We start from the raw sequence: 16,883 nt of genomic DNA on the forward strand, positions 1-16,883 counted from the left end.
GTTCTCAGTCGTCTTCTCGCGAGGACAGCTTTTTCCCTCGTGGCGGAGCCACTAGGGAAAAAGATCCCGCAGCGAGAAGACGACTGAGGTTCCGCTACCCGCCCCCTACGCAGAACGACCGGCTCAAGACCCCACGATGTAACTAGGACTGAACTGCACCGGTAGTGCGGCGAGCCCGCGCATCCACACCGAGGGAAGCCACACCAGCGCGTCCGGGTCGGCGGCCAGCGCCACGTCCGGCAGCCGGTCCAGCAGCACCTCGATGGCGATGCGGGAGATCACCGCACCGATCTCGGGGCCGGGGTGCGGGCAGCCGTGCTCGCCGTGCCCGAAGGACATGTGCGCGTTGTTGCCGACGGAGTCGGAGTACGCGTCCGGCCGCACCTGCGGGTCGGTGTTGGCGGCGGCGAACCCGAGCACCAGCATGTCGCCGGTGTGGATGCGCTGACCGCCGAGTTCCGTCTCCCGGGAGGCGAACCGGCCGATGAAGTTCTGCGTCGGCGTGTCCTCCCAGAGCACCTCGTTGAGCGCTTGGCCGATGGAGCGGCGACCGCCGGCGAGGGTGACGGCGAAGCGCTCGTCGGTGAGCATCAGCCGGATCGCGTTGCCGATCCAGTACGCCACCGGCTGCTGCGCCGCGGTGAGCACCACCAGGAGGTCCTGCAGGATCTCCTCCTCGGTCATGCCCGCCGGGTGCACCAGCAGCCGCGACGGCAGGTCCGCGCCGGGGTTCTCCTTCTTGCGCTCCACCAGCCGCTTCATCCGCTCCTGGATGCGCTGGTAGGCGCCGACCCCGTCATCGCTGGCGACGGTGTCGGTGAGGTCCTGGCCCAGCTGGGCCGCCTCGTCGTCACCGAGCCCGAACAGCCGCGCCATCACGCGCAGCGGCATCGGGTGCGCGAACTGCGCCATCAGGTCGGCTTCGCCGCTGCCCGCGAACGAGTCGATCAGCTCGTCGGCGATCTGCTCGCAGATGCCGCGCAGCTCGAACTGGTCGACTTCGTCGAGGGAGTCGCCGAGGGCTCCGGTGCGGCGCTGGTGCTCGGCGCCCTCGGTGAACATCAGCGAGGGCTGGTACCCGACGAACGCCATCAGGCCCCAGTTCTCCGGGACGCGGTCCCACGCGTTCCAGCGCCGGGTGTCGCGCGCGAACAGCTCCGGGTTGCTCTCCACCTGGTGGATCTCCCGGTAGCCGAGCACGAGCCATGCGGGCACGTCGCCTTCGAGCCGCACCGGTGCGACCGGGCCGTACTCGTTGCGCATCTGCCGGTACAGCTGAGCCGGGTTCTGCTGGAACCGCGGGCCGTGCATGGCGATGGGTTCCTTGCCCATCGGGCAGCCCTGGGTGGTGGGATCGGTGGTCGGCCAGATGTCTGGATTGGTCATAGGGAATGAAGCTCCCGAGTTTCCGTTCGGACAGGGAGTAACGACCTGGCGACCGATGCACATCCGGACGCGGTGTCGGCCGGGTCCGGTTGCGGTCGGATCACCGGATGTCGCCAGGTGACGTCGGCACGCCCGGCCGCTGGCGGCGCGGAATCGTTGCCGACGACGGATGACGGCATCCCGGTGGTCATACCAGGAAGCAGGCGGGCGACCGGGGCGGCCGCCCGCCTGGTGACGGCGGGGCGGGCCCGTCGTCGCATGTCTCTCTAGTCGCCGATGATGTAGCTGGGGCTGAATTCGACGGGCAGGGCCAGCAGCCCGCGCATCCACACCGAGGGCACCCACTCCAACTCGTTCGGCGGTACCGACAGCCCGACGTCGGGCAGCCGGTCCAGCAGCACCTCGATGGCGGCGCGGGCCATCGTCTCCGCGAGCTGCGGTGCCGGGTACGGGCAGCCGCGGTCGCCGGTGCCGAAGGACAGGAACGCGTTGTTGCCGACGGAGTCCGCGTAGGACTCCGGCCGGATCCGCGGATCGGTGTTGCCCGCCGCGAGCCCCAGCACGAGCATGTCCCCGGCCCGGATCTGCCGGTCGCCGAGTTCGGTGTCCCGGGTGGCGAACCGGCCGACGTAGTTCTGGGTGGGGGTGTCCTCCCAGAGCACTTCGTTGAGCGCGTGCCCGACCGAACGCCGCCCCCCGGTGAGGGTGACGGCGAACCGCTCGTCGGTGAGCATCAGCCGCAGCGCGTTGCCGATCCAGTGCGCCACCGTCTGCTGCCCGGCGGTCAGGGTCGTGACGAGGTCCTGCGCGAGCGCTTCCTCGGTCAGCTCCGGATCGCCCTCCAGCCACCGGCTGGTGAGGTCCGGGCCCGGCAGTTCCCGCTTGCGCCGGATCAGCCGCCGGATCCGGTTCACGATGCGCTGGTGCGCCGCCGCGCTGTCGCCGTCTCCCACCGAAGCGACCATGTCCTCGAGCAGGATCGGTGCGTCGTCCCGCGGCACCCCGCACACCCACGCCAGCGCGAACAGCGGGAGCTGGTAGGCGAACTGCGAGATGAGGTCCGCCGCACCGGTCGTCGCGAACCCGTCGATCAACCGATCGGCGGTGGTCTCGCAGTACCGCTGCAGCTCGAACTGGTCGATGACGCCGAGCGCGTCCCCGAAGATCCCGATCCGCCGCCGGTACTGGTCGCCTTCCGCGAACGCCATCGACGGCTGGTACCGCACGAAGGGGTTCAGCGACCAGTCCTGCGGGACCTGGTCCCACGCGTTCCAGCGCCGGGAGTCGCGGGCGAACAGGTCCGGATTGCCGCAGACCTGGTTGATCTCGCGGTAATCACCGACGAACCAGGCGGGCACGCCGCCTTCGAGCACGATCGGGGCGACCGGGCCGTACTGCGCCCGGATCGCCCGGTACAGCTCGGCCGGGTCCTGGTGGAACCGGGGCCCGAACAGTTCGATCGCGTCGGTGCGGATCCGGCGTGCCTCCTGGTCGCTCTGCGGCCAGGCTTCGGTGATGGGATCGGGCGAACTCACGATCTGGCCCCCTGCGGGGCCGTGGCCAGCGCGTAGAGGTGGTTCACCAGGGTGATCAGCACGTGCTTGCTGGACGCGCGGTCCCGCGCGTCGCAGTCGATCAGCGGGATGTCCTCGGGCAGCGACAACGCGTTGCGCACGTCTTCGAGCGGGTGGTCCTGGGCGTCGAAGTTGTTGCGCGCGACGATGAACGGCATCCCGTGGTGTTCGAGCCGGTCGATGGCGTACCAGGAGTCCTCCAGCCGCCGGGTGTCGACGAGCACGACGGCGCCCAGCGTCCCGGAGAACAACCGGTCCCACAGGAACCAGAACCGCTGCTGACCGGGCGCGCCGAACAGGTACAGCACCCGCTCGGCGTCGAGGCTGATGCGGCCGAAGTCGAACGCGACCGTGGTCGTGGTCTTCTCCCGGACCGCGCTGGCGTCGTCGACGCCGAGGCTCGCCTGGGTCATGGTCTCTTCGGTGCTCAGCGGACGGATCTCGCTGACCGACCGGACCATGGTGGTCTTGCCCACCCCGAAGCCGCCCACGATGACGATCTTGAGACCGTCGCTGGCGGTGCTGCGCAGCGGTGCGCTCGTGGGGTCAGAGGTTGTGGAGTCCAACGAGAACCTGCTTCAAGATGTCGGGATCGGGCAGTTGCGCCTTCTTGCTCGCCGGCGCGGAAGTGGGGTGGCGTGCGGTGATCCGGTTCGTGTCGAGCAGGTCGCAGAGCAGGATCTTCACCACTCCGACGGGCATGCCCAGGTGCGAGGAGATCTCCACGACCGCCATCGGTTGCCTGCACAGCTGCAGGATCCGGATGTGCTCGGACTGCATGCCCGGCGCCGGGTCGCACTCGCTGACGATGAGCGTGACCAGGTCCAGGGACTCTTCGTCCGCGCTGCTGCGTCCCCCGGTGACGGTGTAGAGCCGGTCCGGATCTTCGTTGTCGAGGGGCCGCCAGATCATGACAACCCGCTCGGCTGGGCTTGGCGGGGCGGAGCGCTGAGGTACTCGCCGATCTGCTCGACGAGCTCGTTCATGTTGTGCCCGATGACGCCGACGTCGGAGTCCTCGTCGGCGAGCACGGCCAGGTGCGCGCCTTCACCGGCTTCGACGATGAACAGCAGGCCGCCGTGGAACTCGGTCATGGACTGCCGGACGCCGCCGCTGCCGTCGCCGAATTCGACGGACGCCCCGTAGGAGAGGCTCTGGATGCCGGAGGCGATCGCGGCCAGCTGGTCGGCCTGGTCGATGGTCAGCCCCGGGGAGTGGCAGACCTTCAGCCCGTCCTTGGACAGCACGACTGCGTGCTTGGCGCCAGGAGTGCGTCCCAGCAGGTTCTCCAGCAACCAGTCGAGATTGTGGTCGTTGGTCATCAGGGTGTCGGGGTACCCGCGTGGCCGGGTGGCCCCTGCCTCCATTCTTTCTCGTCGGCAGATTGGTCAGCGCGCGTCGTCGGCCTGCGGGCCGTCGCTGGGCCGGCTCGCCTGCCGGAACGCGCCGAATCGGGCGCCCGCGTTCGGTCGGGGCCGTGCGGGTGCGGGCGGCTGCTGGGTGTTGTCGTCGTCGGAGCCGGACACCAACGACGGGGACGCCGCGGCCAGCGTTTCGCCGCGGCGGCGCTTCGGGAGGTTCTGCAAGGTCGCCTCCGAGTTCTCGGCGGGTGCCGCGGGCTTCTCGTTGAGGTCCTGCCGGGTGAGCGTGCCGGTCGCGGTGGCGGTTCCCGCCGACGTCACCGAGCTGAGCTGCGCGGGCTGGGCCGCTCCCACGGTGCGGGTCGGGAGGGTGAACTCCTCCTGCTTGCGCGGCTGGGTGATCAGCTTGCGCGGGATCATCACGACGACCCCGGTGCCGCCGCGCGAGGACGGCCGGAACGACACGGTCAGCCCGTGCTTCCTGGCGAGGCAGCCGACGACGGCGAGGCCGAGCCGGGTGCCGTTGAGCGTGGTGAGGTCCAGCGGTTCGGTGCCGACGGCGTGCACGGCGCGCTTCATCGCCGCCTCGCTCATCACGAGCCCGCCGTCTTCGATGGTGACGATGACGCCGGAGTGGACTTCTTCCACGTAGACGTGCGCGAGTTCGGACGGCGGCGAGAAGCTGGTGGCGTTGTCCATCAGCTCTGCCAGCGCGTGCATGACGCCTTCGGCGGCGTAGCCGACGATGGCGACGGTGCTGGTGGAGTGCAGCCGGACCCGCTTGTAGGCGGCGATGCGGCCGACGGAGCCGCGCAGGATGCTCTCCATCTTGATCGGCTTGGTCCAGCGGCGGCCGGACCGGGCGCCGGTGAGCACCGCGATGCTGTCCGCGAGGCGACCGGCCTGCGCGGTGGTGTGGTCGAGTTCGAGCAGGTCGCCCAGCACCGATTCGTCGTGGCGCTCCTCCATTTCGCGGAGGCTGGCGAGCATGTTCGTCGACAGCGCCTGCATCCGGCCCGCGGCGTTGGCGCAGGCGAGCATGGCGGCGGCGCGGGCGCGTTCACCTTGGCCGATCTCCTGGCCGAGGGCGCGCAGGATGCGCTGGTGCGTGGGATTGCGGGGGTGGTCGATCTCGCCGAGCGCGGTGTCCACGGAGGACCCGGCGCGCAGTCGGGTGACCAGCGAGGGGAGGGTTTCGTCGGCGAGCTTCGCCGTGGCACCGTCGGCCTTCTCGGCGCGGGTGCGGTAGAAGGTGGCGTTCTGCAGGCCCCAGCTGGCTAACGCGAACGCGATGCTGATCAGGGCTGCGGCGATGCCGGTGCTCCAGGCGACCAGCACGGTGGCCGAGGCGGGGCTCGCGATGGCGGCCCACGTGCTCAGCGCCGCGGTCACGACCCCGGAGATCAGCAATACCAGCAGGGCTCGGGCCAGGTGGCGGCGTTTGGCCGCGGATTGGGTGTGGGTGGGTGCTGACATCAATCAGGTCCTCGTCGCGGTCGGTGGCACTGGCCTGCGCACCGCGGGCCCTCGGCGGTGCGGCGGGGGAGTCGGGCGGGGGAGGTGTTCGGCCGGGCCGACACCCGGCCACCCCTGTTTCGACTTGCTCGGTGAAATCCCGCTGATCTCCCCTGGGCTCGCGATGCTACTCACTCTCCGGGGGCTGAAAACACCGGTAGGTGATCTCGGCTGGTGGAGTGCGTGTCCCGGTTGTGGGCGCGGTGCATTGCGGGGCGCGATCGTCATTCCACCGGGTATCCGGATGCGCGACTTCCGGGTGATTTCGGTTCCGCATGAGGTGCTCAGCCGATCCATGGCCGCGCGATCCGGTCGTATGTGCCGTCGTGCTTGCGCAAGTGCAGCCACTCGTTCACGAACTGCTGGAAGACGACGTCACCGCGCGGCAGCAGATATGCCTTCTCGGAGAAGGTGAACGGTTGGTCCGGGTGCACCGCGCAGAGTTCGGGGTGGCGCCGCGCCTGCCATTTGGTCTCCGCGCCGTCAGTGATCATGAGATCGGCTCGGCCGCTGCGGATCTCGTCGAAAATCGTGTTGTTGTCCGGGTGCGGAACAATCTCCGCGCGGTGCAACCTCTCGCGTGCGAACTTCTCGTTGGTGCCGCCGGGGTTCACCACGGCGCGCACGCCGGGGCGGTCGATCTGCTCCAGCGTCCGGAATCGCGCGGCGTTCTCGCACCGCGTGATCGGCGTCTTGCCGTCGACGACGTACGCATCGCTGAAGAACGCCTCTTTCGCGCGCTTCAGCGTCACCGACACGCCGCCCGCCGCGATGTCGCACCGCTGCGCGAAGTCCGCGCTCAGCGACTCCCACGTGGTGGCGACGATGGTGGCGCGCACGCCGAGCTCGGCGGCCAGATCGCGCGCCATGTCGATGTCGATGCCGCTCCAGGCGCCGTTGGCGTCGCGATAGGTGAACGGCCGGTAGTCCCCGGTGCTGCACACCCGGAGTTCGCCGCGCTCGGCGATGTCATCCATTGTGGACCGCATTGCCGGTCCGGTGCTGCTTTCCCGTGCGGTCCCGCCTGATTCCGGGTTCGCGCCGGGACCGTTCGAATCCGCGCAGCCGGCGCCGAACAGCGCGGTCAGCGCGGCCAGTGCGGCGCTCGACGCCGCGGTTCTCCACCCCATGCGAGCCCTCCACGCGATGCCGCAGCACTGCGGCTCGCGGGGGAGACTATCCGAATCTCTGGCCCATTCGTCCACCAAGATCGGTCCAGTGGGTCGTTCACCGATTGCTCCACTTCGCGCAACCGCTGCGACCACCCGCATCCGTGCGGCGATAGGTGTTCCGAGAACGCGCGCCGCGTCGAGAAGTTGAATCTGAGACGATCACCGTCGGCGTCCGGGAATCGCGGATCTGCCCGCCGCGCCCGGTGATCCCCGCTTCGACGCGACCGTTGTTCGGATCGCTGCGGTCGTTTCTCGACCCGCGCGTCCCGAGTTCCGCGTCAACCGCCGGATGCCGTTCCGGCCGGGTTCGGCCGACCGGGCACCGGCCGCAGATCGCCGAGCTCGGCAGCCGCCTCCGCCCCGAGCGTTCGATCGCCTGGCTCCGAAACCATCGCCGTCCACATCGGCCACGGCTCCGGCCCGAGCCGAAAACCTCGCAAAAGCCCTGAAGCGCCCCGCAATTCAGCGAGAAATCGACGCTCTCCAGGACCCGGAAAAGATCATTCGGTCCACATCGCGGCAGCTCAACGAGCCGATTCGCCATGATCAGCCGAGATGCGGCCCGAACGATTCCTCGCCAAAACGCGCGAGTCGTCCGCAGCGGCGCGGGTTCGGGCCGCTCCGGGCAGGGCGTGAACGACCCGGCTCAGGGGCGGCTTTCGCGCCAGCGGTTGGTGATCGGCAGGCGCCGGTCGCGGCCGAAGGCCTTCAGCGTGATCTTGGTGCCCGGCGGGTACTGGCGGCGCTTGTACTCCGCCCCGTCGACCATCCGGATCACCCGCTCCACGAGCTCCGCGTCGAACCCGTCCGCGACCAGGTCCGAGTAGTCCCGATCGCCCTCGACGTAGCCGTCCAGCACCGCGTCCAGCACGTCGTAGGGCGGCAGCGAGTCCTGGTCGGTCTGATCGGGCCGCAGCTCCGCCGATGGCACCTTCTCGATCGAGTTCTCCGGGATCGGCGGCACTTCGCCGAGCTTCTCCGCCTCCGCGTTGCGCCACCTCGCCAGTTCCCACACCAGCGTCTTCGGCACGTCCTTGATCGGCGCGAACCCGCCGACCGCGTCGCCGTAGATCGTGGAGTAGCCGACCGCCAGCTCCGTCTTGTTCCCCGGCGCCAGCACCAGGTGACCGTGCTGGTTCGACATCGCCATCAACGTGATGCCCCGGCAGCGGGCCTGCACGTTCTCCTCCGCGAGCCCCGTCAAGCCCAGCGGCCCGACGAACGCCGCGACCATGTCCGCCACCGGCCGCTCCTCGAAGTGGCAGCCCAACCGGCGGGCCAGCTCGGCCGCGTCCGACCGGGAGTGCTCCGAGGAGTAGTGCGACGGCATCGACACCCCGTGCAGCGCGTCCGGCCCCAGCGCGTCCGCGGCCAGCGCTGCGCACACCGCCGAGTCGATGCCCCCGGAGAACCCGAACGTCACCGACCGGAAACCGTTCTTGTGCACGTAATCCCGCAAGCCCGTCACCAGCGCCGCCCAGGTCTCGGCGAGCTCCGGCAGCGGCTCCACGCCGGGCGGAGCGGGCAGCGGCTCGTAGGCGGGCAGCGGATCGGGCTGCAGCACCGTGCGCGTCACGTCGAACGCGGGCATCCGGATCCGGCCCGGCTGCTCCGGCACCGTCGTGGCCGTGTGCCCGCCGGCGGGCACGTCCACGTCCAGCACCAGCAGGTGCTCGGTGAACTGCGGCGCCCGCGCGAGCACCTCGCCGTCGGCGCCCATCACGATCGAATCGCCGTCGAAGACCAGGTCGTCCTGCGCGCCGACCATGTTCACGTACGCGATCGGCGCACCCGCCTCCGCGGCCCGGCGCGCCACCAGCGGAACCCGCACGTCGTCCTTGGAGCGCTCGTACGGCGAGGAGTTCACGCACACCACGAGGTCCACGCCGACCTGGCCCAGCGCGGCCACCGGGCCGCCGTTCTGCCAGATGTCCTCGCAGATCACCACGCCGATGTCCAGGCCGTGCAGCTTCACGATCGGCAGGTCGAAGCCCGGCGCGAAGTACCGCGCCTCGTCGAACACGCCGTAGTTCGGCAGGTGGTACTTGTCGTAGGTCGCCACGACCTCACCGCCGAACAGCAGCGAAGCCGAGTTGCGCACCCCTTCGTCGTCGCGGTCCAGGTGGCCCACCACGACCAGCGCGTCCCCGCACCCGGCTTCGCGCAGGTTCACCGCCAGCGCGTCGATCGCGGCGCGGTTCGCCGCGGCGAACGACTTGCGCAGCGCCAAGTCCTCCACCGGGTATCCGGCGAGCACCGTTTCCGGGAAGGCGACCACGTGGGCGCCTTCCTGCACGGCCCTGCGGGTCCATTCCAGGACCATCGCCGTGTTCCCGGCGATGTCCCCGACGGTCGCGTTGACCTGGGCTAGAGCGAGGCGCAGCTGCGGCATGAACGTCATCTTCGCGCACGCGCCGGACGAAGTCCCACCGCCCGTGACGAAGCCGACGCCGAACGCGTGACACCATCCCCCGAATGAGTCGCTTGCTGACCGCCGGATGCGCGCTGTTGCTGCTCAGCGGTGCCGCCGCCTGCGCCCCCTCGCCGTCGAGCGGACCGCTGCTGCAGCCGCGCACCGAGCGCAGCGGCCCGGCGGGCGCGGTCCCGGCCGGTCTGGAGGAGTTCTACGGCCAAGAGCTCGACTGGGGCCCGTGCGCGGAGTACGCCACCACCAGCGCCGACCAGGGCGTCTACCAGGACCGGACGCTGGAGTGCGCCCGGTTGCGCGTGCCGCTGGACTACGAGCGGCCGGAAGGCCGCCAGATCAACATCGGCGTGCTGCGCAAACCGGCGACCGACCCGGACACCCGCATCGGCTCGCTGCTGATGAACCCCGGCGGCCCCGGCGCCTCCGGCATGAGCGCCGCCGCGAGCCTCGCCCCCACCTTGGAGCCCACCGACCTCGGTGAGCGCTTCGACCAGATCGGCTTCGACCCGCGCGGCATCGGCGCCAGCGAACCCGAGGTCCGCTGCCTCACCGACGAGGAGTGGGACGCCGACCGGCTCGACTCCGACGCCGACACCTCCCCGGAGGGCACCGCGCAGACCGAGCGGGAAGTGCGCGACTACACCGGCAAGTGCGTGCAGCGGACCGGCGAGGACGTGCTCGCCCACGTCGGCACCCGCGACGTCGTCCAGGACATGGACGTGCTGCGCTCCGCGCTCGGCGACCCGCAGCTGACCTACCTCGGCTACTCCTACGGCACCCGCATCGGCTCCGCGTACGCCGAGCGGTTCCCCGGCAACGTGCGGGCGATGATCCTCGACGGCGCCATCGACCCCGGCCAGGACGCCATCGAGCAGCAGGTCATGCAGGGCGCCGGCTTCCAGCGCGCCTTCGAGTCCTTCGCACGGTGGTGCGCCGGGCAGAACCAGTGCGCCCTCGGCGCCGACTCGTCACGGGCCGTCCCGGCGTTCCAGCGACTCGCCCGGCCGCTGCTGGAACACCCGGTGCCCGCGGGCGACCGGGAGCTCTCCTACACCGACGCCACGACCGCGGCCGTCCAAGCGCTCTACGCGCAGAGCATGTGGCCCGCGCTCAACACCGGCCTCGGTGAGCTCGCCCAGGGCCGCGGCACCGTGCTGCTGACCCTCGCCGACTCCTACTACGGCCGTGAGGCCAACGGCTCCTACAGCAACATCACCGACGCGTTCAACGCCGTGCGCTGCGTCGACGATCCGCGCGTCACCGACCGCGCCGTGCTGCGCGAAGCGGACCGCCGCTACCGCGAGGCGGCGCCCTTCCTCGACGACGGCCTGCCCGCCAACAGCGCCATGGACATGTGCTCGTTCTGGCCCGTGCCGGTCACCGGCGACGCGGCCCAACCCCAGGTGCAGGGCCTGCCGCCCACCCTGGTGATCTCGACCACCGGCGACCCGGCCACGCCCTACGACGCGGGGGTCAACCTCGCGAAGGCGCTGCGCGGCAGGCTGCTCACCTTCGAAGGCACCCAGCACACCGCGTTCCTCCAGGGCAACTCGTGCGTGGACGACGCGGGCATCGACTACCTGACCGAGCTCGAACTGCCCGCGGACGGCACCCGGTGCAAGTGACCCGCCACCGCGACCGGCCGCGGAACCGGACGGTAACGAGGACTCAACGCGCACGGTCGGGCGTCGCGGGAACCGCAGGAATTAGGCTGCGAGCATGAACCGCCAGCAGGAGTTCGTGCTCCGCACCCTGGAGGAACGTGACATCCGCTTCGTGCGGCTGTGGTTCACCGACGTCCTCGGCATCCTCAAGTCCGTGGCGATCTCGCCCGCCGAACTCGAGGGGGCCTTCAGCGAGGGCATCGGGTTCGACGGCTCCGCCATCGAAGGATTCTCACGGATCTACGAGTCGGACATGGTCGCCAAGCCCGACCCGACCACGTTCCAAGTGCTGCCCTGGGAGACGCCCGACGGCGAGCACTACTCGGCCCGCATGTTCTGCGACATCGCGATGCCCGACGGCTCCCCGTGCTGGGCCGACCCGCGCCACGTCCTGCGCCGCACCCTGTCGAAGGCCACCGAAGCCGGGTTCACCTGCTACGTGCACCCCGAGATCGAGTTCTTCCTGCTGAAGAACCTGCCGACCACCGGGGTCGAACCGGAACCCGCCGACTCCGGCGGCTACTTCGACCAGGCCAGCCACGACGCCGCCCCGCACTTCCGGCGCAACGCCATCGAAACGCTCGAAGCGATGGGCATCTCCGTCGAGTTCAGCCACCACGAGGGCGCCCCCGGCCAGCAGGAGATCGACCTGCGCTACGCCGACGCGCTCACCATGGCCGACAACGTGATGACCTTCCGCTACACCGTCAAGGAGGTCGCCCTCATGCAGGGCGTGCACGCCTCCTTCATGCCCAAGCCGTTCACCGCGCAGCCCGGTTCCGGCATGCACACCCACTTCAGCCTTTTCGAAGGCGACCAGAACGCCTTCTACCACCCGGAGAACCCCTACGAGCTCTCCGACACCGGGCGGGCGTTCGTCGCGGGCATCCTCACCCACGCGCGCGAGATCAGCGCCGTCACCAACCAGTGGGTGAACTCGTACAAGCGGCTCATCGTCGGCGGCGAGGCGCCCACCGCGGTCTGCTGGGGCCACGCCAACCGCTCCGCGCTGGTGCGGGTGCCGATGTACTCGCCCGGCAAGTCCTCCTCGCGGCGCGTCGAGGTCCGCAGCCCCGACTCGGCCTGCAACCCGTACCTGGCGTACGCGGTGATCCTCGCCGCCGGGCTGCGCGGCGTGGAGAAGGGCTACGAACTGCCGCCCGCCACCGAGGACGACGTGTGGTCGCTGACCGAAGGCGAGCGCAAGGCCGCCGGGTACGCCAGCCTGCCGCAGAACCTCAACGACGCGTTGAGCGAGATGGAGAACTCCGAGCTGGTCGCCGAAACCCTCGGCGAGCACGTCTTCGACTTCTTCCTCCGCAACAAGCGCAACGAGTGGGACTCCTACCGCAGCCGCGTCACGCCGTACGAGCTGCAGAGCCTGATGCCGATGTTGTGACCGGGCTCAAACCGATCTCGTGGGGTCAGGTCGTGGGCACCCGGAGGGTGGGGCGATAGGTTCGCCCCGTGACTGATTCGCAGCCGCAGCCCGAGCCCTCCGGTGGCTCCGACGCCGAAGCCACCTCCGACCTGTTGGAGCACCGGGCGGACGAACCGGAATGGCCGGCCGAGCACCCGGACCCCGCCGCGGGCTTCGACGCCGATCAGGCCACGCTGATCGGCTGCACCGTCGCCGGACCGGGCCAGCTCCCCGCCGCGCGGGTGCTGCGCGAATCGTTCCTGCGCAGCCACCCGGGAGCCCGGTTCGTGGTGCTGCCCATCGGCGGCGAGCTCAGCGGTGACGTGCTCACCCCGGCGCGGATCGGCGTCGACGCCGACGAGCTCGCCGGACTCGCCGTCGCCTGCACCGCGGACCAGCTGCGCGCTGTGCTGCGCCCCCGGCTGCTGCAGCACCTGGTGGCCACCGGCGCCACCGTGCTCTACCTCGAACCGTCGGTGCAGGTGTTCAGCGAATTCGACGACCTGCTGCGCGAGCTGTCCCCGGACCGCCCGGTCGCGCTGGTGCCGAGGGTGCTGCGGACCCTCTACGCCGACGGGTTCCGCCCGAGCGCCACCGACCTGGTCGAATCCGGCCCGTTCGACCCGAGCGTGCTCGGCGTGCGCCCCGGCGCGGAGGACTTCCTCACCGCGTGGGCCGAGCAGGTCCGCGCCGACCCCAGCGTCGGCATGCTGCTCGACGGCGCACCCGCGCTGATCGACCACCACGTGCTGCGCGACCCGGGCGTGGGGCTGTCGGTGTGGAACGCGGCGCAACGCGAACTCATCCCCACCGGCGACGGCGGGCACGCGGTCGACGGTGCCCAGCTGCGCAGCATCCACTTCGACGGGTTCCAGCCGCAGCGGCCCTGGCTGCTGTCCACGCACTACGCCGACCGCCCGCGAGTGCTGCTCTCGGAACATCCGGTGCTCGCCGGGCTCTGCGCGGCCTACCGCAACGAGCTCGTCGAAGCGGGCTACACGCGGGAACAGCCGCACCCCTACGACGCCCTGCCGGACGGCACCCCGCTGCCCGAACCGCTGCGGCGCGACTACCTCGACGCCTGGCAGCGCGACCAGGCACCGACGAGCCCGTTCGCCACCGGCGCCGGCGTCGAGGACTTCCTCGACTGGGCCTGCGAGCCCGTGGACGAACGGCAGCGGGCCACCGGCGGTTCCCGCTGGACCGCGGCGGTCTGGGCCGACGACCAGGTGCTGCGCAAGAACTACCCCGACCCGTTCGGCGCGGACGCCGACGCGTTCCGCGAATGGTGCGCGGGCGTCGGCGTCGCCAGCGGCCGGGTACCTGCCGCCGCGGTGCGCAACCTCGGCGGCACCGACGGCTCGACGCTCGTCGACCAGCTCGGCGTCGCCATCCTCGGCACCGGCCGCACCGCCGAACTCGTCCGAGCCGCCGTGCGCGCCTCCGGGCTGCCCTCCGCGGACACCCCGTACTACCCGGTGGTGCTGCGCTGCGAGCCCGGCCTGACGGTGCCCGCGGGACGCCACCTGATCGACGTGCAACCCGACACCACCGACGCGGACGGCGCGGTGGAGGCATGGGTGCTCTCCGAAGCGGCCCGCCAGGCCGCCCGGCGCGCGGGCGGGCCTACCACGCGGGTCGTCGCCCTCCCGCTGCTCGACCCGGGGCCGGTGGACCTGCCGACGCGGAAGGCGGCACGCGCCCGGTTCGGGTTGTCCGAGGAGTTCGTCATCGGTGCTTTCGCCGACCACTCCGACGAACGTCGCGACAACATCCTCGGCCTGGTCACGGCCTTCTTCGCCGCGTTCCCCGAACGCGAGGACGTGCACCTGCTCGTCGCCGTCACCGGTGCGGCCGAACACCCGGAGGCGGCCGAGCGCCTGCGGCTGGCCACGGCCGCCGACCCGCGGGTGCACCTCGTCGAGGAGGAGATCGCCACCGTGGGCCTGCTGTCCGCCGCGGACGCCGTGGCCTCGCTGCACCGCCCGGCGGGCGGTGACCGGTACGCGCTGCGGTTGCTGGAGGTCGCCGCGCACGGCGTGCCGGTGCTCGCCGCGGACCACGGCGCCGTCACCGAGCTGCTCGGCTCCGCCGGGGCGAGCCTCGTGCCCTGCCAAGGCCAAGGCGAACCGGACGTCGAGGCCGCCGCCGTCGCCCTGCGCACCGCGGCCGACGACCCCGAGGAGACCGCCGCGGCCGGCCGCCGCGCCCGCGATCACCTGCTCGCGCAGCACAGCGTCAACCACGCCGCCGAGCGGTTGCGCGAGCACGTCGAGCACGCCTACCGGAACTGGCGCACCAAGTGGGCGAAGGATCGCCACGGCGACCTCGACGACCCGCTGCACCCGCTGCTGGTGGCGCGCCACGCGCTGCACCGCGCCCCCGACGTCGGCGCCGGTGGCCGCAACTCGGTGGCCCCCGCGCTGCGCAAGGCGGTGCTGCGGGTGCTCAGCCACTACGACGAGCACATCCGCGACGTGCTGCGCTCCATGGTCGACGGCGTGGAGCAGACCGCGGCTGAGCTGCTGCGCCGCCAGTACGACGCGGACGGGGGAGGGGAGGAGCTCGACCTGCTCCGCACCGAACTCGGCCGCATCGACCAGCGCCACGACCAGCTCGACGAACGCCTCACCAGCACCGACGACGGCATGGTGCGGGCCCGCGCCGACCTCGCCGACCAGCACCGGCGGCTGCGCGCGCTGGAGGCGGGCGGCGGCTCGGGCGGCGGTGAGCCCGACCGCGACGACCTGCTGGCGCAGCGGCTCGACAGCCTCACCGGCGCGGTGGAGCGGACCCTGGACCGGATCGACGCGCTGGAGAACGAGCGCGAACAGGCCCGCAACCAGGAGCTCGAAACCACCCTGCGCTCCGCGACCAGCGACGCCGCCTACGCCCTGCACCGCACGGACGTGCTGCAACGCATCCTGCTGCGCGAGCACGAGCGCAACACCGGCACCGCCGACGGCACCAGCACCCCGGTGCTCTGCGACGCGGGCCTGCTCCGGCTGCCCGCCGACGACGCCATGATGCTGCCGTGGCTGTCCTCGCACGCCACGTGGGACGCGGAGGTCTCCGGGCTGATCGACTCGCTGCTCGAACCGGACGGCGTGTTCCTCGACGTCGGCGCCTACGTCGGCTACCAGACCGTCCGGGTGCTGAGCAGGCTCGGCAACAGCGGCGCCGTGATCGCGGTCGAGCCCAGCGCGGACGGCCGCGCACTGCTCAACCGCAACGTCGAGGTGAACGTCCCCTCGGCGTGGGGCCACCGCCTGGTCACCCTCGCCGCCGCGGCTTGGGACGCCCCAGCCGACCTGGTCGCCGAACAGTCCCTGGCGGGCGGAGTCTCGGTGCGTCCGGCGGAGGAGTCGGACCCCGAGGACCCGGACGCGCGCGTACCGGGGGTGCGGCTCGACAAGGAACTGGAGAACACCTCGACGCTGCACGACATGACGCTGTCGGTGGTGCACGTCGACGTCGGCGCCCGCGTGCACCGGGTCCTCGGCGGCCTGGTCCGCCTGCTCCGGCGGGATCGTCCGTCGATCGTGTGCTCGTTCACCCCTTCCGGCATCACGGAACTCGGAGACGACCCGGCCACGGCATTGCACGAGTTCGGCACCTGGGGTTACGAGCTGGTCCCCGTGGGCCGCACGACCGCGGTCTCGGCCTCCGAACTGCTGGAGGCGATCGACGCCGCCGGCTCCACGAGCACGGTCAAGCTCTGGCTGCGCCCCAGAGGCAAGTCCTGAATCGCGGTGAACGGTGAATGTCAAGAGTCTGACCAGGCGATTTGACATTCACGGAGAGTGTGCGTAACTTTCTCCACGTCGCACGGCAAGCCGGACGGAACAGGACGCAAGAGCCTGGCGGGGACGGCGAAGGTGGCGGCGCCTGGGGATTCCCAGTAGCGCGCACCGGACGGGACGCGCGGGTTTGACACCGCGAAGCGGACCGGGTAACGTACGACAGTCGCTAAGATCCGAGAGGCGCTTCCACGGGAGCGGGTCACGACTTAGCAGTGGACAACTCCAAATCAGGTCGACGATCTGGCCGACCAGGGTGCGGGTGACCGCGAAGTGACCCCCCTGAAAACGGCCGAAACCGAGCCTGCTAGAGTTTGAAACATCGCAAGAACGAAAGACGGAAATGACTCCCCGGAGTTCGCGGCCCTGAGGTTGGGGGTTGTGGGTGATGGTGTGGGTGTGTTCTTTGAGAACTCAACAGCGTGCCGATGATGATGAGTGGTAACTCATTAGATTGATTTTATGCCCTGGTCGGCCTTTGTGGTTTTGATCGGGGTGCCTCGTTTATTTCGGGGCAGGATTTTTCTCTAAACATTGTTGGAGAGTTTGATCCTGGCTCAGGA

The 16,883-nt window shown here is 70.5% G+C and carries 11 protein-coding genes; 3 read left to right on the forward strand and 8 right to left on the reverse strand.

From position 1 onward, the window contains the following. Positions 1-123 precede the first annotated feature (123 nt). The 8 genes from ACWD38_RS27690 to ACWD38_RS27725 form a co-directional block, all read right to left on the reverse strand. Positions 124-1,311: a cytochrome P450 gene (locus ACWD38_RS27690; protein ID WP_221316204.1), complete on the reverse strand. Its 1,188-nt coding sequence runs from the start codon at positions 1,309-1,311 to the stop codon at positions 124-126. 341 nt (positions 1,312-1,652) lie between these two features. Beyond that, on the reverse strand, positions 1,653-2,921 hold the full coding sequence (locus ACWD38_RS27695) for a cytochrome P450 (protein ID WP_450125235.1): 1,269 nt from the start codon (positions 2,919-2,921) through the stop codon (positions 1,653-1,655). Beyond that, positions 2,918-3,526: a GTP-binding protein gene (locus tag ACWD38_RS27700; protein ID WP_184477848.1), complete on the reverse strand. Its 609-nt coding sequence runs from the start codon at positions 3,524-3,526 to the stop codon at positions 2,918-2,920. Before ACWD38_RS27700 ends, ACWD38_RS27695 begins: the two co-directional genes overlap by 4 nt. Next, the gene (locus ACWD38_RS27705; RefSeq protein ID WP_184477849.1) at positions 3,507-3,872 is read right to left on the reverse strand and encodes a DUF742 domain-containing protein; all 366 of its coding nucleotides are present in this window, start codon (positions 3,870-3,872) and stop codon (positions 3,507-3,509) included. Before ACWD38_RS27705 ends, ACWD38_RS27700 begins: the two co-directional genes overlap by 20 nt. Then, positions 3,869-4,282 carry a roadblock/LC7 domain-containing protein gene (locus tag ACWD38_RS27710; RefSeq protein ID WP_416309445.1) on the reverse strand — a complete coding sequence of 138 codons (414 nt, stop codon included), beginning with the start codon at positions 4,280-4,282 and terminating at the stop codon, positions 3,869-3,871. The genes ACWD38_RS27705 and ACWD38_RS27710 overlap by 4 nt, the downstream gene beginning before the upstream one ends. Positions 4,283-4,348: 66 nt before the next feature. Continuing rightward, entirely contained in the window at positions 4,349-5,797 is a 1,449-nt protein-coding gene (locus tag ACWD38_RS27715) for a sensor histidine kinase (RefSeq protein WP_184477850.1), read from the reverse strand. A 323-nt stretch (positions 5,798-6,120) separates the two neighbouring features. Continuing rightward, a complete protein-coding gene (locus tag ACWD38_RS27720) occupies positions 6,121-6,966 on the reverse strand; it encodes a transporter substrate-binding domain-containing protein (protein ID WP_184484875.1) in 846 nt (281 codons plus the stop codon). Positions 6,967-7,654: 688 nt separating this feature from the next. After that, positions 7,655-9,400, reverse strand: a complete 1,746-nt coding sequence (locus ACWD38_RS27725; RefSeq protein WP_184477851.1) for an NAD+ synthase — start codon at positions 9,398-9,400, stop codon at positions 7,655-7,657. Positions 9,401-9,483: 83 nt separating this feature from the next. On the opposite strand from ACWD38_RS27725, the gene ACWD38_RS27730 reads away from it, so the two are divergent. The 3 genes from ACWD38_RS27730 (at position 9,484) to ACWD38_RS27740 (ending at position 16,266) form a co-directional block, all read left to right on the forward strand. Continuing rightward, a complete protein-coding gene (locus ACWD38_RS27730; RefSeq protein ID WP_450125236.1) occupies positions 9,484-11,061 on the forward strand; it encodes an alpha/beta hydrolase in 1,578 nt (525 codons plus the stop codon). A gap of 94 nt (positions 11,062-11,155) precedes the next feature. Further along, positions 11,156-12,499 (forward strand): type I glutamate--ammonia ligase, encoded by a 1,344-nt coding sequence (gene glnA / locus ACWD38_RS27735; RefSeq protein WP_184477853.1) that lies wholly within the window; start codon positions 11,156-11,158, stop codon positions 12,497-12,499. Positions 12,500-12,567: 68 nt separating this feature from the next. Beyond that, positions 12,568-16,266, forward strand: a complete 3,699-nt coding sequence (locus ACWD38_RS27740; protein WP_450125237.1) for an FkbM family methyltransferase — start codon at positions 12,568-12,570, stop codon at positions 16,264-16,266. Positions 16,267-16,883: the final 617 nt, after the last annotated feature.

The sequence above is a fragment of the Saccharopolyspora sp. NPDC002578 genome (genome assembly GCF_053592695.1).